Here is a 19,302-nt window from a genome sequence, read left to right on the forward strand (position 1 = left end):
TAGGAGCGGAGACGCGGGTGAGGGGGATCCCGCTCACGGGTTGACGCAGCACGTGGGTTCTGTAGGCGGCGGAAGAGTATCGTTGAGTCCTTGCAGGCACCGTCCATGCCCGCCACGAACGCAGTGTCCGCGGCGGCCTCCCCATCGTGATTGCGACATCGTGAAGATCCTCTCCATCCAGTCAGCCGTGGCCTACGGGCACGTCGGCAACTCCGCGGCCGTGTTCCCCCTCCAGCGCATCGGCGTCGAGGTGATCCCGGTCAACACGGTGAACTTCTCGAACCACACCGGGTACGGCGCGTGGCGCGGGCCCCTGATCTCGCCCGAGCAGGTCGGCGAGGTCATCACCGGTGTCGAGGAGCGCGGTGCGTTCCCGCAGATCGACGTCGTGCTCTCGGGCTACCAGGGTGGCGTCGGCATCGGCGACGTCATCGTGGACGCGGTGCAGCGGGTCAAGGCGGCGAACCCCGACGCGCTGTACGCGTGCGACCCGGTCATGGGCAACGCGAAGTCCGGCTGCTTCGTCGCCCCGGAGATCCCCGACCTGCTGCGCGACCGCGTCGTGCCGAACGCCGACATCATCACGCCGAACCAGTTCGAGCTGGGCTTCCTCACGGGCACCGAGCCCGCGTCGCTCGAGTCCACGCTGGCGTCGGTCGAGCTGGCGCGCGAGATGGGCCCGTCGGTCGTCCTGGTGACGAGCGTCGAGCGTCCCGACCGCGACCCCGAGACGATCGAGATGCTCGTCGTGGACGGCGCCGGTCGGTGGATCGTCCAGACGCCGCTGCTGCCGTTCAAGGCGAACGGGTCCGGCGACGTCACGGCCGCCCTGTTCGCCGCCCACTATGGCGAGACCCGCGACGCGAAGCTCGCCCTGGAGCGCACGGCGTCGAGTGTGTTCGACCTCGTCGAGCTCACGTACCGCTCCGGCCAGCGCGAGCTGCAGCTCGTCGAGGCGCAGGACTGCTACGCGAACCCACGGATGCAGTTCACCGCGACGGCGGTCTGAGCCACTGAGTCGCCCGGATCTGTTCGGATCCGGGCGATTTCCGCACAGTTCTGGGCGACTCAGCGCCCACGCTCAACGGACAGCGCGGCAGGCGAGGTGGAGCGCGAGGCGCACCTCCGGGTCCGCCATGTCGACGCCGAGGAGCTCCTGCGCGCGGGTGATCCGCGTCGCGACGGTGTTGCGGTGCAACCCGAGTGCGGCGGCCGTCGGCGCGACTGCGGACTCGTGGTCGAGGTAGGCGGACAGCGTCGTCAGCAGCTCGCCGTTGCCGGTCTGCAACGGCGCGAGGAGCGACCGCGCAGCCGGGACGAAGGTGTCGTTCCCGGTCCAGGCGAGCAGCAGCTGTTCCAGGCCGAGACCGTCGACCCGCACGAACCAGCCCGTCGTGGACCGGTTCGCGGCGATGCGCACAGCGTCGGACGCCTCCCCGAGTGAGGAGGTGAGACCCGCCGATCCGCTCGCCATCGATCCGACGGCCGTCGCGACGTTGAACGAGCGCCGCGCCTCGACGTGCAGGTCGCGGAGGGCGGCGATGTACCGCTCGACCTGCGGTGGCTCCGGCGGTTCGGCGAAGGTCAGCCAACCGCTCACCCCGCGGCCGCTCGTCGTCGCATGGGAGTCCACGGCGATCCGCCCGAGTGCGCCGGTCACGAAGCGGAGGAGTTGCAGGGCGTCCACCCGGCTCCGGCCGACGATGCGGAACGCGAGGTGGTAGCCGGTCGTCCGCCAGCCCCGCTCGAGCATGCGGCGTTCGACGTCGGGATCGGGGCGGCCTCGGAGGTCCACGAAGTCCCGCAGGACGCCGGACGACACGGACGCGTCACTGACCTCTGCGACCTCGTCGATGAGGATCCGCGCCGCGACGGCGGGCATGGCGACCTCGGCGGCGACCGCGAGCGCGCTCAGTTGTCGGTCGTCGAGGCCGTCCCCGAAGAACGCGACCCGGAGGCCCTCCCGACTCGGGCTGTCCACCCGGACCGACGCCGCCGCGCCCCGCCCGGCCTTCGTCAGGTCGACCCAGGGGCCGAAGTCGATCGCCGCGTGCACCTCGGACGGCAACCGCCCGCCGGCCTCGAGCAGGACCCCTTCGCTGTCGATGAGGGCGATCCCGTGGCCGATGCTCGTCGAGAGGTGGCGGAGGAGGTCGGCCAGGCCCTCGGCGTGGTACTCGATGGACTGCGCGACCTTGCGGACGTACCCGAGGGTCAGGGAATCGCGGGCCTCGACGAGCTGCCAGCACGCCTTCGCGAGCAGCATCGGTCGGTCGACGTGCAGGAGCGAGAAGCCGAGTCGGTCGGCGAGCGCGCGCGTCCCCGTGCCGAAGCCGTCGGCCTCCGGGATCGCCAGGGCGAGGAAGCCGCGATCCCGGGTGCGACGGACGAGCGCGTCCTGCTGCCACGGCCTCGTGGGTGGGACGCCGGTCACCACGGCGAGTCGACCGGCGCCGTCCTCGGGGAGGGCCGCCTCGTTCGTCTCGACCACCACGCCGGCCCAATTGGCGTCGGCCGGGCCGGCGACGAGCCGCACGCCGCCGTTGTCGGGGTGCGCGAGGAGGGCACCCAACTGCAGGCGATCGCTCATGCCGGGACCTCGTCGGTTCGGACCTCGTCGAGCTCGTCCAGGCCGTAGGCGGACGGGAGCACGTGGCGGAGTCGCTCCGGGGAGCCGGACCACCAGTCCGGACCGTCGACCCGGATGACGGCGACGTGTCTCGCCATCGAGATCGCCGTGACCTCGAGGATGTCCCGGGAGACCGCGTCGACCACGACGATGAGGTCCGGCGCGGCGGCTTCGAGTCGTCCGTCGGTCATGAACGCGAGCGTCTCGGAGCGGGCGACGAGACGGTGCAGCGCGCCACTGCTCCCGTCGATCCCGAAGGTGAGCACGTGCGGGTCCCGTGAGTCCGGCTCGATGCTGCTGACCCGGCCCTCGGCGAGGAGCCGTCCACCCAGCGACTCGGCCAGGGCGGTCAGCGGGCCGTCGATCCGTGCGAGGAACGCCCCGCCCAGCTCGAGTGCCCGGGCGGCGTTCCCGACGATGGCGTGCGCTCGGAGGTCGCCGACCGTGAAGCCCGCGAACACCATGCCGCCGCTCCCGCCGGCCTGCACGATCGCCGCGCGGACGACGCGTTCGATGTCGAGAGCACGCTCGGTCTCGACGAGGGCGACCCCGCCGGCGCCGGTGTCGCAGGTGACGACGATGCCCGGGACCTCGTCCACGAGGATCGACATCTGGTCGAGCGAGGGGACGGCGCGTCCGGTCAGATCAGCGTCGACGATGGTCCTCCCCGCGGCGAACGCGAAGGGGGTGAGTCCGTTGACCCCGCCACCTTCCAGCGAACAGATGGCCGGGATGCGGTGTCCGAGCCAGCGTTCCGCGGCCCCGATCAGCCGCCCGAACGGATCCGTGCCGGGGAGGCGCTCGCTGAGCAGCATCGTGGAACCGACGAAGCCGACGGCGAGACACGGGGTCTCCGGGTCGAGGTCGTCGACGCTGTGGAGTTCGAACGGCCAGGCGCGCTCGTCGCGGAGCGCCAGCTCGAGCATCGTCGTCGCGCCGCCACCTCCCGAGCCCAGGATCGCGAACCCCGTCGCCAGGGCGGGGAGGCGATCGCGCTCGAGGAGGGTCGGCATGCCCTCAGCCTAGGCTCGGGAGTCCCTGGTGCTTGAGAAGTTGGTCGGAGCTGCCGCCTCCCGCTCGTGCAGATGCGTCGTGATCTGGTGTGCCTGCACGGATAGGCCGCAGGGGTCATGCACGTCTGTGGCCGCGCACCAGTCGTGCTTCCCCTGGTCGTCGAGTTTGCCGAGGATTTCGATCACATGGCCCCAGGGCAATTCGCCAATGGGCCGTTGGCGAATTGCCGACGGGTCTGGCCATGCCTCAGAGAAGCGACGCATGTAGCGGATGCTGTCGATCAACCGTGGTTTCCGGCAACGCCCTCCGTAGCCAACGCGAACGCTTCCGCGGCTTCCGCAGCCATCGCCTCGCCCTCCACCGGGACGAACGGCTCCGTCAACCCGAACGCGGTCGGTCCGAAGGCGCGCAGTGCGTCCGGCGTGCGCATGAGTGCCGGCGTCGATATCCCGAGGACTCGGACGCGTTGGCCGTAGCGGAGGCCCTCCGTGGTGATCGGCTCGGCGGTCTCGTGGTCGACGATGCAGATGAGGTCCGGCACGATCGCGACGACCTCACCGTTCCATCGCGCGATGAGGTTCTCGTTCTGGAACGAGATCTCCAGGCGTTCGGAGCTCGACGGGTCGGCCGACCAGATGACGGCCGTGCCCTTGGCGAAGCCCTCGGTGGTGCGACGCTCCACGTCGGCCACCTTCCCGACGAACAGCTCCCGCACGTGGGAGTAGAGCGTCGTGGAGAGCGTGTCGGCGATGGCGGCGAACGGCGAACGGTGCTCCTCGCGCGCGACCCGGATCGCCCGGCCGAGGGCCAACGCCATCGAGATCGTCCGCGGCACCGCGGTGCGACGCACGTCCGCCCCGCTCATCGCGTACTCGGCGATGTGCGCGACGCCGCCGAGGCGGATCGCGATGCCGCGCGCCAACCACTCCATCTGTCGGTCGTCGTCGCCGGTGTCGATGATCACGCGCTCGCCGCGTTCCCCGGCGATGGCGAGCGGCGAACCGTGCACGCCGTAGACCGCGAAGGTCTCCATGGAGAGCTCCGGGAAGGCCCGGCCCATGCCGTCGGCGTCGACGACCGGCAGCCCGGTCTCGGCGGCCACGATGAGCGGGATCATCGAGTTGATGCCGCCGCACTCGATCGGCATGGTCGCGTCGGCGGTGCGCCCGAGGTGCTCCTCGAGTGTCCGCAGGGCGAGTGTCGGTTCGAACCCGGCCGGGATCTTCTCGACCATGACCGTCGGAGCGCCCATCTGCGCGGTGGGGATGACGAAGAGGTCGTCGTCCAGGTCGTCGGGATCGAGGATCGTGATGGAGCGGTCGCCGAGCACCTGCTTCACGAGCATCATGCCGATGTACGGGTCGCCGCCGCCGCCGGTCCCGAGGAGGGTGGCTCCTCGGGCGAGGTCGGGCAGGTCGTCCGCGGTCAGCGTCCAGCTCATGCGGCGACCTCCGGTGCGTCCGGCGCAGGCGTCTCGGCCGTGCCGTCGAAGCGGTGGGACGGCACCTCGTACCCGAAGTACCCCGGCCCGACCATCGCGAGCGCCGCCGGGCTGTGCCAGCGGTCGTCGCTCGGTGCCGAGATCACGCGGACGCGTTGTCCGTAGCGGAGCCCCTCGGTGGTGATGGGCTCGCCGGAGTCGTGCTCGAGCACCATGATGAGGTCGGGCGTCGTCACGAGGGTGACGCCGTCGAGCGCGGCCATGAGGTGCTCGTTCTGGAACGACAGTTCCAGGCTCGCGTCGACGCCGTCGATCCGGGCGCGACCGCGGGCGAACCCGGTGGTGGTCGCGCGCTCGACGTCGACGACCTTGCCGGAGAACAGCTCGCGACCGCCGAGCAACTGCACGGTCCGCTCCACGGGGTCGGCCTTCTCCGCTCGGGCCGCTTCGATGCCGTCGCCGATCTCGCGGCACAGCGACAGTGAGTCGGCCACGAGCGCCTCGCGCGCCTGCGCACCGGACATGGGGAAACCGGAGATCATGACCGAGCAGCCCATCTCGACACACGCGACGCGGGCGATGCGTTCCGTCCAGCTGTTGTCGACGGTCGTGAGGACGCCCGTGTTGCCCTTCTCGTCGCTGAACGCGAGCGGGGAGGCGTCGATGCCGTACAGGGTCGGCAGCACCATCTGCAGCTCGGGGAAGGCCCGCCCCATCCCGTCGGCGTCGATGAGGGGGAGCCCGAGCGCTGCGGCTGCGGCGATCGGGATGGTCGAGTTCACCCCGCCGACCTCGGCGCACGCGATGTGGGTGACCGGGCGACCGAGGGAGGCACTGAGGGCGTGGACCGGTGCGACGACCTCGGTGAGGCTCGGCAGCTTCTCGACCATGACGGTCGGGGCGCCCATCATCGCGACGGTGAGGACGAGCGCATCGTCGGGGACCTCGTCGAGGGTGACGACGGTGACGTCGCCATGCTCGCGGAGCGCCTGCGCGGCGAGGAGCGCGCCGATGTACGGGTCGCCACCACCGCCGGTCCCGAGGACGGCTGCACCGCGGGCGAGGCCGGGGATGAGCTCGGCCGAGATGGTCCAGCTCATCGGAGGCCTCCCATGTCGAGGTCGCCGACGGCCTTCACCCGGATGCGCGTGGCGTTCCCGGGGAGATAGGGGATCGGGACCTCGTCGAAATCGACGATCGCGACCGACGCGGGGGAGGCGCCGGCCGCGATCGCCTTGTCGATCGCCTCGGCACGGACCTCGGCGATCGCCTCCTCACGCCGGCCGGGTTCGATGGCGTAGACCTTGTCGATCTCGCCCCCGACCTGCGCGATGGAAGCACCGATGGCATTCGCCACGGCGTAGTTGTCGGGCCGGTGTACGGCGCCGAAGATGGGGAGTTCGTCTGAGAGCAGGATCGACCCGCCGCCGACCGCCACCACGGGGATCGGCTCTGGGGAGGTGCGCATGCGGTCGACGGCCTCGGCGATGCGTTCGCCGATCCGCTCGAGGACGCGCTCCACGAAGACCGGGTCGAGGTGTGCGACCTTCGACGCGTCGCCGATCGACGCGCGGCCTGCCGCCACGGCGATGTCCGTCGCCGTGAGGGTGCTGCCGCCGAAGACGAGGGCCTCGGTCATGAGCTTGTACCCGACGGATGCCGGGCCGACCTCGGCGGTCTCCTCGTCGACGATGCTGCCGCCGCCGATGCCGATGGACAGGACGTCGGGCATGCGGAAGTTGGTGCGGATGCCGGCGACCTTGACCTCGTTCGCCGTCTCGCGGGGGAAGCCGTTGATGAGCAGACCGATGTCCGCCGTGGTGCCGCCGATGTCGACGACCGCGCAGGTCGCGAGCCCGCTCGTCAGTGCCGCCCCGCGCATCGAGTTGGTGGGGCCGGAGGCGAACGTCGCGACGGGGTAGAGGCGCACGTAGTCCTCGTCCATGAGCGTGCCGTCGTTCTGGCTGAGGAAGATGGGTGCCTCGATGCCCTGCTTCCGGACGGCGGCGGTGAGCCCGTCGACGATCTCCGAGGCGAGCTCGCGCAGGGCTGCGTTGATGATCGTCGCGTTCTCGCGTTCCAGGAGGCCGATGCGCCCGATCTCGTGCGAGAGCGAGATGGCGACGTCCGGGCCGAGGACCTCGCCGACGATCCGCTCCGCCTCGACCTCGAGGTCGTGGTTGACGGGGCTGAAGACGGAGGAGATCGCGACGGAGCGGATGCCGTTCGCACGCATGTCGTCGGCGTGTGCCCGCAGCTCGTCGGGGTCGATCGGCGAGATGGGGCGTCCGTCGAACTCGTAGCCGCCGTGCGCGAGGTAGCTGCGTGCACTGATCGCCTCGACGAGCTCCGCCGGCCAATCGACGAGCGGCGGCAGTGCGCGGGTCGCCGGGAGTCCGAGGCGGAGGGCCGCGGTGGGTGCGAGCCGCTTGGCCTGCACGAGGGCGTTGATGAAGTGCGTCGTGCCGATCATCACCGCGGTGATCTGCTCGCCGTCGAAGTGGTGGCCGCTGCGCAGTTCGCCGATCGCCTGGACGATCCCGTCGGTCACGTCCGGGGTGGTCGCGTGCTTGACGGCCGCCAGGGTGGTGGTGCCGTCCATGAGCACGGCGTCGGTGTTGGTGCCGCCGACATCGATACCGATGTGCATATGAGGGGTTCGCTTTCTGTTGGTGCGGTGGAGCGGTGTGCGGTGGAACGGTCTGGCGGGACGGAACGGGCGTCCCGCGGGTCAGCTCGAGGCTGTGGCGGGGGTGTCCGTCGTCACGTCCGCCTCGATCTGCGAGGTGTGGGCGACGCCGACACCGCGGACCAGGCCGAGCTTCCCGGCGGCGATGTACAGCACCATCGAGAGGATGAGCGACAGGACGGCCGGGATGCCCCAGGTGACGAAGTAGCCGGTGATCGCGGACACGGCCCAGATGATGATGGTCGCCGGGACGATGCGCGGAGCGGTCGTGGGCAGGCGGCCCGAGGCGCGGGTCTCGTCGAGCTCGCCGCGCCAGCGCTTCACGATGAAGTACTCGGCGACCATGATGCCGGCGATGGGCGGGAAGGCGACGCCGAGGATGATGAGGAAGCCGGAGAACTGACCGAGGATGCCGACCGCCGCGAGGATGGAGCCGACCACGCCGAGCACGATGGTGGTGGTCACGCGGTTGAGGTTCTTGCCGAACGCGGTCGAGATGAAGTTGACCAGCCCGAGCGTCGACGAGTACAGGTTCCAGTCGTTGATCTTGAGCGTCCCGGTGATGACGATGATGAGGCCGATGAGCCCGACCGACGAGGTGACGATCGCGACGACGTTGCCCGACGCTGCGGCGTGGGCGAGCAGGACCCCGGAGAGGCCGATGACGAACTCACCGAGCGAGACGCCGACGACGGTCTGCTTGATGACGTCGGCGCGGGACCGGTTGAAGCGGGTCATGTCGGCGGTGATGATGGCGCCGACGATGAGGCCGCCCGCGACGATGCCGGTGCCGGCCCAGACGCTCATGGTGGGCCCGGGTGCCGGGCCGGTGACGAGTTCCATGAAGTCGTGCTGGGTGAGTTCGCTGATGATCGACCAGCCGACGAGGATGAGGAACAGCGGGACGGTGATGTTCGCGAGCCACTGCATGCCCTTGAACCCGTAGGCGACGATGGCGGTGACGGCGAGGCCGAAGATGAGGCTCCAGGCCCACACCGGCATGAAGCCGGGGAGGAGGGCGTCGAGCGATTCCGCGGAGATCGCGCTCTGGATGCCGAACCAGCCGATGAGGCTGATGCCGATCGCGAGTCCGACGAGTGATGCGCCGACCTCGCCGAAGCCGGTCCAGCGGGCGAGGAGGGCGGTGTTGAGGCCCTCCTTCTGGCCGATGATGCCGACGATGCACATGATCACCTCGAGGATGATCGAGCCGAGGAGCAGGGCGAGGAACGCCTCGCCGAAGGTCATGCTGTAGCCGAGGGTGGCGCCGAGGAGGAACTGGGACAGGGCCGACACCTGTCCGAAGCGCTGGACGGCGATGCCGAACCAGGGCTTCTGTGCGTCGGGACGGACGCGGGACAGGGCGAAGTCGTCTGCGTGTGCCATGCGAGCCATGCTGGTCTCCAGAAGTGGGGGAGGGAGCGGTGCGGGTGGCGGCAACGTTACTGACGGCCCGCCCGCAGCAGAATGTGCATGATGCAGGAATCTGCGCGCGATATCAGCACTCTGCACAGGCGCCCCGCCCCACCCGGTCCCTGGGCGTCCCACCCGGTCCCTGAGCGACCCACCCGGTCCCTGAGCCTGTCGAAGGGGGTGTCCTCCGTGTGCACTTCGACAGGCTCAGTGACCGGGCAAGGAGGCTCAGTGACCGAGGAAGGCGGCTTGGTTGTCTTCGGTCCCTGAGCCGGCTCAGAGCGACGCCTGGATCACCTCGAAGGTCCGTGCTCCGTCAAGCGCCGCCATGTCGTGGCGGATCCCCGGGAACCGCGTGACGGTCCAGCCGAACCGTTCGTAGCGCTCGACGTCGGCTCTCGGAAGGACGAGCTTCGCGTCGTCCGACAGCACCAGCGTCGAGGGGACGGTCGGCGCCGACGGCGTCACGGGGTTCGCTGCGACGTCCTGCAGCACCTCCGCGACCATCGAGCGGTCCCACGCGGCATGGGCGGCCTCGGCGAGCGCGACGTTCGCGGGCCCCGTCGCGGGGTCCGTGCGGTCGTACAGCCAGGCCAAGAGCCGCGGCAGTCCTGGGATCGCCCAGAACAGGCGGGCTCCGAAACCGCGACCGGGGAGTTTCAGCCCGAACCCGGGATCGAGGTAGATCGCGTGCGCCGGCCGGAGCGGCCCCACGATGTCGATGAGGAGCCGCCCGCCGAGGGAGTGGCCCACGATCGCGTCGAGGCCGGTCGGCAGCGTGTCGACGAGGTCGGCCGCGAGCGAGGCGATGTCGTAGCGCTCGCCCCGGGTCCGATCGGCGCGTGGGCTGGAGCCGTGACCGCGCAGGTCGACGAGCAGGAACGTGTACCGCTCCGGGTCGGACGCTGCGACGACGTCGGTCCATGCGGCTCCGTCAGCCAGGAACCCGTGGATGAGGGCGATCCGGACCGGTCCGTGCCCGCGTTCCTCGACGTGCAGTCGCATGGCCCTCCTCCATCGGTGCTGGGGACGACTCTACGCGGCGAGGCCGCGCTGCGTCGCTGCACTCAGGAGCGCACGAGCAACCAGGCGAACGCGGCGAACGACACGAGTCCGAGTGCTGCGCCGACGATCGACCCGATGAGGCTGAAGGTGGGCCAGCGGGCGCCGGGTTGGCGACTCATCCTGATGCCCTGGGCGGCGAACAGCAGCGGCACGAAGCAGGCGAGCACCGAGAACGTCCATGACCCGCCGTCTCTCGCCGTCGCGGCGACGAGGTAGATGGAGAACGCGGCGATGGCGATACTGAGGATCGCGCACGCGCGCGCCGAGATCGGTTCGTTCTTCGCAGCCATGGGCTCAGGGTATCGAGTGGGGCAGCCGCCGACCAGAGAGCAGAATGGAGGGCATGACCGACGCGACTCCGCCGACCCTGACGGAACGACTGACGCTCGCGCGTCCCACCGAGCGCGATCTGCCGGAGCTCCACGAGCTCCATGCCGACCCCGCGGTCTGGACGCACCTGCCGTCCGCCCGACACACGACGCTCGACGAGACCCGCGCGTTGATCGAGCGGTACCAGGCCGGTTGGGAGGCGAACGGACTCGACGTGTGGGTGGCGCGGGACACCGCGACGGGTGCCTTGGTCGGCATCGGCGGCCCGAGCCTGCGGGGAGGCCTCGCCTGGAACCTGTACTACCGTCTGGCGCCCGCGGCCTGGGGGCGCGGATACGCGCAGGAGCTCATCGCGGCCGCGCGAGCCGCGGCGTCGGCGTCGGCACCGGATCTGCCTGTGGTGGCGTTCCTCCTGGAGCACAACGAGGGATCACGACGGGCTGCCGAACGCGCGGGGTTGGAGGTCGTCTGGCGTGGCGCCGACGCGGGCAACCCGGATCCCGATGCCGTGCGCCTCGTGTTCGCCGACCGGGCGCTCAGTGACGAGGCGCTCCGCGTGTTCGTGGGTTGAACGACCGCTGCGCTCGATCTCCGAGCATGTCGAAGGACGCCGCTTCCGGGCGCGACCGGGTATTTTCGGTCAACCGACCGCGAAACGCAAGCAGTCTGTTCACCGGAGACGTTCCTCGATACGGTTGGAAGATATGTCAGCCACGGTCGAGATGGAACACATGAGTCAGGTAGAACGCGAACGCCCGCTCCTGCGCAAGGGGAGCGAGGCGAGTTTCGTCCGGTGGGCCTTCGACGGTCGCTCCTGGTGTGCCGACCTCGTGAGCGGACAGTACCGAGGCGCGACGAAGACCGGTTGGCTCCTCCAGACCGAGAACGAGCAGCGGGAACTGTCCAATCAGGAGTGGGCTCCCTGCATGGCGTGAGCGTGCCGTCCACATCCACCTGCGCCACGCACCGAGGAGCTCACGCATGACCGACCGCATCCTGACCACGCATGCCGGGAGCCTGCCGCGCACGCCCGAGTTGACCCGGTTGCTCGTGGCGCGCGACCAGCGGCGGCCGTTCGACGTCGCCGAGCTGGAGGAGGTCACGGCGGACGCGGTGGCAGCGACGGTCGCCGCACAGCTCGCCACCGGTCTCGATCTCATCAACGACGGCGAGGTCCCGCGCGTCGGGTTCTCGACCTACGTGCTGGAACGCATCGACGGGTTCGGTGGAGCCGGACACCGTAAGCCGACGCTCGATTCCGTGCGATTCCCGGACTACGCGGCCTTCCAAGCGAAGCAGATCGTCGAGGGTGCGGACGTCGCACGGGTGTGGGATCCGCCGATGGCCCAGGGGCAGCTCGTGTACGACCCCACACTGTCCGGCATCACCGCCGATCTGGACGGCTTCGAGCGGGAGCTCGCCGTGCAGGCGGACCAGGGACGCACACCTGCCGGCACCTTCTTCTCCGCGGCGACGCCGGGGATCGTGTCGACGACGCTGCTGCTCGACGCCGCGAACCCCTTCTACGGCGACGACCGGGCGTACGTGTTCGCGCTCGCCGAGCAACTGCGGATCGAGTACGAGGCGATCGTCGCCCGGGGTCACGTCCTGCAGCTCGACGCCCCGGACCTCGCCATGGAGCGGGTCATCCAGTTCGGTGATGCGACGCTCGAGGAGTTCCTCGCGGCCGTGGACCTGCACGTCGACGCCCTCAACCACGCCATCCGGAACATCCCCCGTGAGCAGGTCCGGCTCCACGTCTGCTGGGGCAACTGGCAGGGACCGCACCAGGACGACGTCCCGGTCGACGTGCTCCTCCCGCACCTCTACCGGGCGCGGGTGGGCGCATTCAGCATCCCGCTCGGCAACCCTCGGCATCAGCACGAGGCGCCGGCGTTCCGCGAGCACACGCTCCCGAGGGCGCGCTCCTCATCCCAGGGGTCGTCGACGTGACCACCAACTACCTGGAGCACCCGCAGGTCATCGCGAACCGCATCGTCGAGGTCGCCGAAGCGGTCGGTGATCCGACGCGCGTCATCGCGGGTACCGACTGCGGGCTCTCCACCTTCGCGAGCTACGAGTTCGTCGCGACCGACGTCGCGTGGGCGAAGCTCGGTGCGCTCGTCGAGGGCGCTGCGATCGCGTCGAAGCGGCTGTTCGGCGCCTGAGTCCTCGGCCGGGCGTCGCGCTCAGACGGTGATCGACGGCTCGTCGCTCACCGAGAGCGTGAGCACGGCCTTGCCGATGAGGTCGTCCTGCTCGAGGTCGCCTTCGAGTCGGCGGAGCTGACGCGCGACGTCGTTCTCGCGGTCGTCGCCGACGAGGTCGACCGACGCGACGAGGAAGAGACGTTCCGGCCCGCTGAACTCGAGGTACAGCGCCGTGACCCGCTCGATCTCCGGGTGCGACAGGAGCGCGGTGATGGTCTGCGCACGGTAGGCGGGGCTCGGCGAGGCTCCGAGGAGATAGCGCCGGTTGCGGTTGATGAGCAGCAGCGCGACGCCGCCGAGCAGCACGCCGATCGCGATCGAGCCGATCGCATCCCATACCGGATCGCCGGTCACCTGGTGGAGGCCGATGCCGGCCCCGGCGATGATGAGGCCGAGCAGTGCTGCGGAGTCCTCGAAGAACACCGAGCGGAGCGTCGTGTTGGAGCCGTTCACGATGTAGTCGAAGAAGCCGCGGCCGTACTTCTTCGCCGTGCGCCGGCCCTCGAGGATCGACTGGGTGAAGGAGAAGCCCTCCAGGAGGAAGGCGACGCCGAGCACGAGGTAGCTGAGCGCGTAGTTCTCCATCGCCTCCGGTGCCGTGAGGCTCTGGATGCCGTGCTGGATCGAGACGACCGCACCGACGGTGAAGATCCCGAAGGCGGCGAACAGCGAGAAGATGTACGCGTCACGGCCATAGCCGAGCGGATGTGCGGCGTCGCGTTGCTTGTCGGCCCGTTTGTCGGCGATGAGGAGGAAGATCTCGTTCCCCGCGTCGGCCCACGAGTGCGCGGCCTCGGCCAGCATCGACGCCGACCCGGTGAGCGCGGCGACGATGGACTTGGCGATGGCGACGACGATGTTGGCCAGGAAGGCGATCACGACGGTCATGCGCCAACGCTACGCCCAGCCGGGGTGCGCCGCGTACGCCCGGACATCCGGACGACAGCGGTCAGGGCCTCAGGACTTCAGGACGCGCAGCGCGGAGCTCTTGTGTGCGGCCTTCGCGCCGGTCTTCTCCGACTCCACGATGAACGCGGGCTCGTCCTTCGACGCCGTGAAGTGCTGGCCGTCGAACTGGAAGTCCGCGGTCTTCCGTTCGACGACCTTCCCCTGCGTCCGCCCCTGCGAGGTGCCCCACGACACGCGGTCACCCACTCGTACGTCTGCCATGCTGCCTCCTCGGCGCTCCACGCCGCGTGCGAGCGGCGTGACAGTGAGGATGCCAGCGTGTCGGCGGCCGGACAAGCGCTTGCGCCGCGCGAGCACAGGGGATATCCCCCGAGGCCCGGGGGCTCCACGGGGTTAGCGTGTCCCCATGGCCTCGTTCACTCCGGGAAGACCCCGACTCGCGCTCGGCATCGGCATCGTGGCTGTCGTGCTCGGGGTGGCGCTCATCCCGGTCGCCATCGCGAACGCCCACGGCGAGTACGGCTTCCATTTCTGGTGGATCGTCATCGTCCCGATCCTCGCCGGCCTGTACTTCGGTGTGGCCGGAGCCGTCGGGCTCCGCAACCGCCGCTGAGGTCCGGGGCCGCCGCAGGCGCCCCCGGAATCTCGCGTACCGTTGGCGGGATGAGTGACGACACCGCGACCGAGGAGCACCGCAGGACCGCTGCGCACGCCTACAGCGCGCTCGGCTGCCTGCTCCTCGATGCCGGCACCTCCGTCACCGACGTCCGCGACTCCCTGGAGCGCGCCACGGTCGCGTCGGGCGACGAGGGCCTGGCCTTCTCGGTGCTGCCGCAGCTCATCATCGTGAACGATGTGCGCACCGGCGCGGTGCTCGCGGCCGGCAACACGCACGGCGAGCTGTCGTTCCGGGGCGCGGCGCGGGCGAACCGGCTCATGCGCGAACTCGAACTCGGACACTGGCCGGTCGGTGACCTGCCGGCCCGCATCCAGTCGATCCGGGAGACGCCGCGCCCGCATGCGTCGATGCACTGGGTGGTCGGGAACCTGCTGCTCGCGGGTGGGCTCGCGCTCCTCTTCCGCTGCCCATGGTGGGCGATCGTCGCATCGATGCTCGTCGGTGCCTTCGTCGGCCTCGTCATCACCCTCCTGGCGCGGTGGCGGGGAGCGGTCGCGATCGCCCCCTTCGTGACGGCGTTCGTGTCGACGACGCTCGTCGGGACGCTCGCATCGGCGATGGATCTCGGCCCCGTGCCGTTGTTCGCCGTCTGCGCGCCGATCGCGATCCTCGTGCCCGGCGCGCTCATCACCAACGCCCTGCTGGAGTTGACCGCGACGGACATCGTGACGGGCTCGGCACGCCTGATGTACGGGCTCATCGTGCTCGCCTTCATGGCGGCCGGGATCTCGGCCGGGGCGCTGCTCACCGGCCTGTCGATCGACCCCGACTCGACGGCGCTTGTCGGTCAGGTGGTCCGCGGGAGTTCGGACCTGGTCGGGTGGGAGTCGGTCCCGCCGCTGTGGTTCACGTGGATCGGCGTCGTGATGCTCGCGGCCGGGATCGGGATCGCGTTCGGCTCGGGCCGCTCCCTGACGCTGCTGACCATCTGTGTGATGGCGCTGACCTACGCGGGCATCGTCCTGTTCGCCCCGCTCGTGGGGAACGCGGTCGCGACTGGGCTCACCGCCGGGCTCGTGTTCGTCGTCGCTCGCATCGTCGAGCGGTACTCGGCGGCGGTGCCGTCCAACGTCACGTTCCAGCCGGCCCTGCTCATGCTCGTGCCGGGCACCGTGGGCCTGGTCTCCCTCGCGACGCTCGAGGGCTCAGCGGTCACGGCGGCGCTGACGGTCTTCATCAGCCTCTGTGTCGGCGTCAAGACGGCGGCGGTCCTGACGGGGGTCGTCATCCCGCCGGTGCGTGCGACCGTCCGTCCCTGAGTCGCCCGGAACCGTCCGAAACCGCGCCGAATTCGTGCAGATTCGGGCGACTCAGCGACTCAGCGGCTCCGCGCTGCCCGCGCTCGCGCCTTGATCGCGAGGATGACCTCGGTCTTCGCGTCGGCGTAGTCGTTCATGTCGTCCCAGGACCTTCCGAGCAGCTCCCGCTTGGTGCGCTCGTACAGCGCGCGGTCGTCGGCGTCGGACCGCAGGTGGTCGCGGAGGAGGAGGTACTCGTCGATCTCCGGTGCGCCCTGCTCGTAGAGGTGCACGTGGACGTCGCGCTCCGGCGTCCGGACCATACGATGGCGGGGTTCGCGGACGCGCAGCACGTAGCCGGCGGCCAGCAGTGGGTCGAGGTACTCCTCCTCCGCCGTGATGTCCTCCACGGCGACCACGATGTCGACGATCGGCTTCGCCGCGAGTCCGGGCACCGAGGTCGAGCCGATGTGCTCGATCGCGACGGCACTGGCGCCGAGTGCGTCGAGGATGCGCTGCCGGTGCTCGAGATACCGTTCGGGCCACTGGGGATCGGCGTCGTGCAACTCGACCCGGACCGGCTCGGGGCCGCCGACGAGTTCGAGCGCGGTGACGTCCTGGTGGCGGGGGCGTCGGCGCAAGCCGTCCTGGAGGGCGCGGATGTTCGCTCCGAGCGCACCCGAGGCCAGCAGCCCGCTGCCGAGCGGCCCTGACGGATCGGTGCCGAGTGCCGGCAGGAGGCTGAGTGCCGACCGGATCGGGTCGCTCAGGTGGTCGAGCTGCCAAGCGATCTCGGCTGCGCCGGCTCCGGCCTGCTGCAGCTCGGCGGCCTTCGCCGCGTAGGCGGCGGCGCCGAGCGCGTGGGCGCCCATGTGTGCGACGCCCGCGGCCTGCCCGGCCGACCAGGCGGCGGCCTTGGCGGCGGGTGCGGTGACCACCTGCGAGGCGCGGTTGGCGACGAAGCGTCGACGGATCTCCCCGGCGGTGTCGAGTTCGCCACTCGCGTAAGCCCGCGCGCGAGCGATCGCGTCGCGCGGACGATCGTCGTCCGGGGCCTCCGCTTCGAACAGCGGCAGCACCCGCTCGGCACAATTGGCGGCCCACGAGGCGACGAGACGGCGGTCGGCTTCACTGAGGGACTGCGGCGAGAGCATGCTCCACCCTCGCACATCCGCCGCGGTCGGAGCATGGGCAGGCGGGTTAGCGTAGAGGGATGGCCGCCTTGAACCTGCCCGTGATCTCCTGCAGCCTCGATCCGGCGAGTCGGAGCCGGACCCTCGCTTCGGCGAGCAGCGAGCTGCTGCGCGAGCAGGGTCATGACTCGTCCGTCATCGATCTGGCCGAGATGGAACTGCCGCCGTTCGACAACGACCGGGTCTTCGAGAGCCATGCGTTCCGTCGGCTGCACGCGTTGATCACGGCTGCCGATGGCGTCGTCCTCGCCTTCCCGGTCTACAACTGGGCGCCGGCCGCGTCGGTGAAGTCGCTCATCGAGGCGACCGGCGCGACCGGTGAGGACGGCAGGGTCGCCGCCTGGTTCGACAAGGTCGTGACCTTCGTCTGCGCCGCCGGCCTGCCGCACAGCTACATGGCGACCGCCACGCTCGGCCAGTCGCTCATGCTGGACTTCAAGTGCGTCATCAACCCGTACACGGCCTACCTGTCGGAGCGGGACTGGGAGCGTCCCGAGGTGCTGAAGGCGGACCGCGCCGAACGTCTCGCGAAGACGATGAGCGTGCATGCGGAGCTGTCGGCGCTCCTCGCCGAGCGGAGCTACCGCTCGGTCTGGGAGGTGTGAGACCTGGTCTCGCCAGGACGGTGGCCGTGCACGCGGAGCTATCGGGGCTCCTCGCCGAGCGGAGCTACCGCTCGGTGTGGGAGGTCTGAGTCCCGCGCCTCACAACCGCACGACGAGCTTGCGGGCTGAGACGCCGCCGTGGAGTCGGTCGAGGGCTGGCTGGATCGCTTCGAGGCCTTCGCCGACCACCTCGGGGGCTGGCGCGCAGACGTGTCGTCCGCCGGCGAGCGCGCCCGGCAGGTAGTCCTCCCACAGCATCGGCCCGACCTCGTTGGTCATGAGCGAGCTGCCCCACACGTACCGCGCCGAGATCCCCGCCCGACGGGCACGGACCTGGAGCGCGACGTTGGCCGCCACGAGCCGGGTCATGGTGCGGACGAACGTCAGACTCGGGCCGGCCCGACGAGGCAGTGACCCGAACGACACCGACGGGCTCGCGAGTGCGACGCGGCGTGCCCCGGTGGCGGCGGCGGCGGCGACGGCTGGTTCTGCGGAGCCGGTCCCGACGGCGAGGACGCCGACGACCGAGGAGCCGCGGAGGGCGCTGACCAGATCCGCCACGACGGTCGGGCTGCGGTAGTCGAACACGAGGTCGGCACCGAGCTCGCGCATCCGGTCGTGGTTGTGCGGCGAGGCGGTGGTCGCGACCCGGTGGCCGGAGGCGACCGCGAGCTGGATGGCGTTGCTCCCGACGCTCGTGGCGCCGCCCCAGACGACGACGGTCGTCCCGGTGGGGACGGGGTGCTCCGAGGGGTGGGGGAGCGCGAGGTGGTCGCGTTGGAAGAGAGCGGTCGCGGCCGTGGAGATCCCGAGCGGCAGGACGACCGCGTCTTCGTCACGCAGACCGTCCGGGATCGGGGCAGCGAGGTCCGCCCGCACGACGGTGAACTGCTGGAACCCGCCCTCGGCGTCATGGCGCCGACCGCGCTCCATGCCGACCGCGTAGGCCACGACGCGGTCGCCCACGGCGAAGCGACGGACGTCCGGCCCGACGGCCACGACCTCGCCCGCGACATCCTCACCGAGCACGGCGGGCGAGGGAAGCCACCGGTACATGAGGTTCCCGGTCCGCTGCTTGACGTCGTCGAGCGGGTTCACCGCGACCGCACGGTTCCGGATGAGGAGTTCGCCCGGGCCGGGTTCGTGCATCGCGGCCGGACCGACGACGAGGTCCGCGCGGGGTGCTGGCAGCCAGGCTGCGGTGTTCGTCGGCATGAGGTCTCCAAGTGCGTTGCGGATTGGCGTGGCGATGATGACACGGTGTGCCATCACTGTACACCTGACGACACGACGTGTCATCGACTATCCTGATCGCATGGCACGCTGGGCACCCGACGCCGCTCTCCGACTCGAGAGCGCTGCGATGGCGCTCTTCGCCGAGCGGGGCTTCACGGCGACGACGGTCCCGGAGATCGCCGAAGCCGCCGGGCTCACCACCCGCACGTTCTTCCGTCACTTCGCCGACAAGCGCGACGTGCTCTTCCTCCGCGAGCGCGAGCTCCCGACGGTGGTCGGAGGGCTGGTCGCCGTGGCGCCACCAGGACTCGACCCGCTCGCGCTGGTGATGTCCGGCCTCGAGACCGTGGCCGCCGGTGAGCTGCAGCGCTGGCGGGACGACATCGCCGCCCGCCGCGCCGTCGTCCGGTCGGAACCGCAGCTGCGGGAGCGGGAACGGCTGAAGTCGGCGGTCCTCACCGACGCGATGCGCGATGCCCTCATGGAGAGTGGTGTCACGTCAGCCGACGCGGCGCTCGCCGCGTCCATCGGTTCGGCACTCTTCGACGCCTCCCTCGAGCAGTGGCTCGCCGGACCGGACGACGTGCTCCTCGTCGACGTGCTCCGCGCGATGCGCGCCCGCCTCGGCGACCTCGCGGGTCGCTGACCGAG

Annotated in this window: 22 protein-coding genes; 9 read left to right on the plus strand and 13 right to left on the minus strand. The window is 70.4% G+C overall.

Annotated elements, in window-relative coordinates; all coding sequences use genetic code 11:
- The first annotated feature begins 160 nt into the window (after positions 1-160).
- Positions 161-1,009: a pyridoxal kinase PdxY gene (pdxY, locus tag FGL15_RS09905; protein ID WP_138945901.1), complete on the plus strand. Its 849-nt coding sequence runs from the start codon at positions 161-163 to the stop codon at positions 1,007-1,009.
- 72 nt (positions 1,010-1,081) lie between these two features.
- Here pdxY and FGL15_RS09910 read toward each other — a convergent pair whose 3' ends face one another.
- The 9 genes from FGL15_RS09910 to FGL15_RS09950 all read right to left on the minus strand — a co-directional run bounded on the left by FGL15_RS09910 (position 1,082) and on the right by FGL15_RS09950 (position 10,541).
- A complete protein-coding gene (locus tag FGL15_RS09910) occupies positions 1,082-2,590 on the minus strand; it encodes a CdaR family transcriptional regulator (RefSeq protein WP_138945902.1) in 1,509 nt (502 codons plus the stop codon).
- A complete protein-coding gene (locus FGL15_RS09915; RefSeq protein WP_138945903.1) occupies positions 2,587-3,642 on the minus strand; it encodes a DUF917 domain-containing protein in 1,056 nt (351 codons plus the stop codon). Before FGL15_RS09915 ends, FGL15_RS09910 begins: the two co-directional genes overlap by 4 nt.
- 9 nt (positions 3,643-3,651) lie before the next feature.
- A complete protein-coding gene (locus tag FGL15_RS09920) occupies positions 3,652-3,906 on the minus strand; it encodes a DUF1016 family protein (RefSeq protein ID WP_138947265.1) in 255 nt (84 codons plus the stop codon).
- A gap of 17 nt (positions 3,907-3,923) precedes the next feature.
- Positions 3,924-5,084: a DUF917 domain-containing protein gene (locus FGL15_RS09925; protein ID WP_138945904.1), complete on the minus strand. Its 1,161-nt coding sequence runs from the start codon at positions 5,082-5,084 to the stop codon at positions 3,924-3,926.
- Positions 5,081-6,184, minus strand: a complete 1,104-nt coding sequence (locus tag FGL15_RS09930) for a DUF917 domain-containing protein (protein WP_138945905.1) — start codon at positions 6,182-6,184, stop codon at positions 5,081-5,083. Before FGL15_RS09930 ends, FGL15_RS09925 begins: the two co-directional genes overlap by 4 nt.
- A complete protein-coding gene (locus tag FGL15_RS09935) occupies positions 6,181-7,734 on the minus strand; it encodes a hydantoinase/oxoprolinase N-terminal domain-containing protein (RefSeq protein WP_138945906.1) in 1,554 nt (517 codons plus the stop codon). Before FGL15_RS09935 ends, FGL15_RS09930 begins: the two co-directional genes overlap by 4 nt.
- Positions 7,735-7,815: 81 nt before the next feature.
- Entirely contained in the window at positions 7,816-9,168 is a 1,353-nt protein-coding gene (locus FGL15_RS09940) for a cytosine permease (RefSeq protein ID WP_138945907.1), read from the minus strand.
- 294 nt (positions 9,169-9,462) lie between these two features.
- Complete coding sequence (locus tag FGL15_RS09945; RefSeq protein WP_138945908.1) at positions 9,463-10,191, minus strand: alpha/beta hydrolase; 729 nt, start codon at positions 10,189-10,191, stop codon at positions 9,463-9,465.
- A gap of 62 nt (positions 10,192-10,253) precedes the next feature.
- Positions 10,254-10,541 carry a hypothetical protein gene (locus FGL15_RS09950; RefSeq protein ID WP_138945909.1) on the minus strand — a complete coding sequence of 96 codons (288 nt, stop codon included), beginning with the start codon at positions 10,539-10,541 and terminating at the stop codon, positions 10,254-10,256.
- A 53-nt stretch (positions 10,542-10,594) separates the two neighbouring features.
- Between FGL15_RS09950 and FGL15_RS09955 the strand changes: the two genes are divergently transcribed.
- The 4 genes from FGL15_RS09955 (at position 10,595) to FGL15_RS20885 (ending at position 12,749) form a co-directional block, all read left to right on the plus strand.
- A complete protein-coding gene (locus FGL15_RS09955) occupies positions 10,595-11,152 on the plus strand; it encodes a GNAT family N-acetyltransferase (RefSeq protein WP_138945910.1) in 558 nt (185 codons plus the stop codon).
- A 160-nt stretch (positions 11,153-11,312) separates the two neighbouring features.
- A complete protein-coding gene (locus FGL15_RS09960) occupies positions 11,313-11,516 on the plus strand; it encodes a hypothetical protein (RefSeq protein WP_124768057.1) in 204 nt (67 codons plus the stop codon).
- Positions 11,517-11,562: 46 nt separating this feature from the next.
- Complete coding sequence (locus FGL15_RS09965) at positions 11,563-12,534, plus strand: methionine synthase (protein ID WP_240773493.1); 972 nt, start codon at positions 11,563-11,565, stop codon at positions 12,532-12,534.
- Positions 12,531-12,749, plus strand: a complete 219-nt coding sequence (locus tag FGL15_RS20885) for a hypothetical protein (protein ID WP_240773494.1) — start codon at positions 12,531-12,533, stop codon at positions 12,747-12,749. The genes FGL15_RS09965 and FGL15_RS20885 overlap by 4 nt, the downstream gene beginning before the upstream one ends.
- Positions 12,750-12,770: 21 nt before the next feature.
- On the opposite strand, the gene FGL15_RS09970 is transcribed toward FGL15_RS20885, so the two are convergent.
- Together FGL15_RS09970 and FGL15_RS09975 are read right to left on the minus strand one after the other, a co-directional pair.
- The gene (locus tag FGL15_RS09970; RefSeq protein WP_138945911.1) at positions 12,771-13,679 is read right to left on the minus strand and encodes a cation diffusion facilitator family transporter; all 909 of its coding nucleotides are present in this window, start codon (positions 13,677-13,679) and stop codon (positions 12,771-12,773) included.
- Between the two features lie 69 nt (positions 13,680-13,748).
- Entirely contained in the window at positions 13,749-13,961 is a 213-nt protein-coding gene (locus tag FGL15_RS09975) for a DUF2945 domain-containing protein (protein WP_138945912.1), read from the minus strand.
- Between the two features lie 145 nt (positions 13,962-14,106).
- Here FGL15_RS09975 and FGL15_RS09980 point away from each other — a divergent pair, with 145 nt between their 5' ends.
- Together FGL15_RS09980 and FGL15_RS09985 are read left to right on the plus strand one after the other, a co-directional pair.
- Complete coding sequence (locus FGL15_RS09980; RefSeq protein ID WP_085511274.1) at positions 14,107-14,313, plus strand: hypothetical protein; 207 nt, start codon at positions 14,107-14,109, stop codon at positions 14,311-14,313.
- 50 nt (positions 14,314-14,363) lie between these two features.
- Positions 14,364-15,638, plus strand: coding sequence for a threonine/serine exporter ThrE family protein (locus FGL15_RS09985; protein WP_138945913.1), 1,275 nt, complete (start codon positions 14,364-14,366; stop codon positions 15,636-15,638).
- Positions 15,639-15,697: 59 nt separating this feature from the next.
- Here the strand turns inward: FGL15_RS09985 and FGL15_RS21500 are convergent, their stop codons facing one another.
- Positions 15,698-16,771, minus strand: a complete 1,074-nt coding sequence (locus FGL15_RS21500) for a GrpB family protein (RefSeq protein ID WP_370281619.1) — start codon at positions 16,769-16,771, stop codon at positions 15,698-15,700.
- 59 nt (positions 16,772-16,830) lie between these two features.
- Here FGL15_RS21500 and FGL15_RS09995 point away from each other — a divergent pair, with 59 nt between their 5' ends.
- Complete coding sequence (locus FGL15_RS09995) at positions 16,831-17,415, plus strand: NADPH-dependent FMN reductase (RefSeq protein ID WP_138945914.1); 585 nt, start codon at positions 16,831-16,833, stop codon at positions 17,413-17,415.
- Positions 17,416-17,514: 99 nt separating this feature from the next.
- On the opposite strand, the gene FGL15_RS10000 is transcribed toward FGL15_RS09995, so the two are convergent.
- Positions 17,515-18,684 (minus strand): zinc-binding alcohol dehydrogenase family protein, encoded by a 1,170-nt coding sequence (locus tag FGL15_RS10000; protein ID WP_370281621.1) that lies wholly within the window; start codon positions 18,682-18,684, stop codon positions 17,515-17,517.
- Between the two features lie 46 nt (positions 18,685-18,730).
- Here FGL15_RS10000 and FGL15_RS10005 point away from each other — a divergent pair, with 46 nt between their 5' ends.
- Positions 18,731-19,297, plus strand: a complete 567-nt coding sequence (locus FGL15_RS10005) for a TetR family transcriptional regulator (RefSeq protein ID WP_168223367.1) — start codon at positions 18,731-18,733, stop codon at positions 19,295-19,297.
- Positions 19,298-19,302: the final 5 nt, after the last annotated feature.

The sequence above is a fragment of the Plantibacter sp. M259 genome (assembly GCF_006065115.1).
Taxonomy (GTDB): Bacteria; Actinomycetota; Actinomycetes; order Actinomycetales; family Microbacteriaceae; genus Plantibacter; species Plantibacter auratus.

What these genes read in the sequence shown, in the direction of transcription:
- FGL15_RS09910 (WP_138945902.1), bottom strand. Translation starts at nt 2,590, where the DNA reads ATGAGCGATCGCCTGCAGTTGGGTGCCCTCCTCGCGCACCCCGACAAC.
- FGL15_RS09915 (WP_138945903.1), bottom strand. Translation starts at nt 3,642, where the DNA reads ATGCCGACCCTCCTCGAGCGCGATCGCCTCCCCGCCCTGGCGACGGGG.
- FGL15_RS09920 (WP_138947265.1), bottom strand. Translation starts at nt 3,906, where the DNA reads ATGCGTCGCTTCTCTGAGGCATGGCCAGACCCGTCGGCAATTCGCCAA.
- FGL15_RS09925 (WP_138945904.1), bottom strand. Translation starts at nt 5,084, where the DNA reads ATGAGCTGGACGCTGACCGCGGACGACCTGCCCGACCTCGCCCGAGGA.
- FGL15_RS09930 (WP_138945905.1), bottom strand. Translation starts at nt 6,184, where the DNA reads ATGAGCTGGACCATCTCGGCCGAGCTCATCCCCGGCCTCGCCCGCGGT.
- FGL15_RS09935 (WP_138945906.1), bottom strand. Translation starts at nt 7,734, where the DNA reads ATGCACATCGGTATCGATGTCGGCGGCACCAACACCGACGCCGTGCTC.
- FGL15_RS09940 (WP_138945907.1), bottom strand. Translation starts at nt 9,168, where the DNA reads ATGGCTCGCATGGCACACGCAGACGACTTCGCCCTGTCCCGCGTCCGT.
- FGL15_RS09945 (WP_138945908.1), bottom strand. Translation starts at nt 10,191, where the DNA reads ATGCGACTGCACGTCGAGGAACGCGGGCACGGACCGGTCCGGATCGCC.
- FGL15_RS09950 (WP_138945909.1), bottom strand. Translation starts at nt 10,541, where the DNA reads ATGGCTGCGAAGAACGAACCGATCTCGGCGCGCGCGTGCGCGATCCTC.
- FGL15_RS09955 (WP_138945910.1), top strand. Translation starts at nt 10,595, where the DNA reads ATGACCGACGCGACTCCGCCGACCCTGACGGAACGACTGACGCTCGCG.
- FGL15_RS09960 (WP_124768057.1), top strand. Translation starts at nt 11,313, where the DNA reads ATGAGTCAGGTAGAACGCGAACGCCCGCTCCTGCGCAAGGGGAGCGAG.
- FGL15_RS09965 (WP_240773493.1), top strand. Translation starts at nt 11,563, where the DNA reads ATGACCGACCGCATCCTGACCACGCATGCCGGGAGCCTGCCGCGCACG.
- FGL15_RS09970 (WP_138945911.1), bottom strand. Translation starts at nt 13,679, where the DNA reads ATGACCGTCGTGATCGCCTTCCTGGCCAACATCGTCGTCGCCATCGCC.
- FGL15_RS09975 (WP_138945912.1), bottom strand. Translation starts at nt 13,961, where the DNA reads ATGGCAGACGTACGAGTGGGTGACCGCGTGTCGTGGGGCACCTCGCAG.
- FGL15_RS09980 (WP_085511274.1), top strand. Translation starts at nt 14,107, where the DNA reads ATGGCCTCGTTCACTCCGGGAAGACCCCGACTCGCGCTCGGCATCGGC.
- FGL15_RS09985 (WP_138945913.1), top strand. Translation starts at nt 14,364, where the DNA reads ATGAGTGACGACACCGCGACCGAGGAGCACCGCAGGACCGCTGCGCAC.
- FGL15_RS21500 (WP_370281619.1), bottom strand. Translation starts at nt 16,771, where the DNA reads ATGCTCTCGCCGCAGTCCCTCAGTGAAGCCGACCGCCGTCTCGTCGCC.
- FGL15_RS09995 (WP_138945914.1), top strand. Translation starts at nt 16,831, where the DNA reads ATGGCCGCCTTGAACCTGCCCGTGATCTCCTGCAGCCTCGATCCGGCG.
- FGL15_RS10000 (WP_370281621.1), bottom strand. Translation starts at nt 18,684, where the DNA reads ATGGCACACCGTGTCATCATCGCCACGCCAATCCGCAACGCACTTGGA.
- FGL15_RS10005 (WP_168223367.1), top strand. Translation starts at nt 18,731, where the DNA reads ATGGCACGCTGGGCACCCGACGCCGCTCTCCGACTCGAGAGCGCTGCG.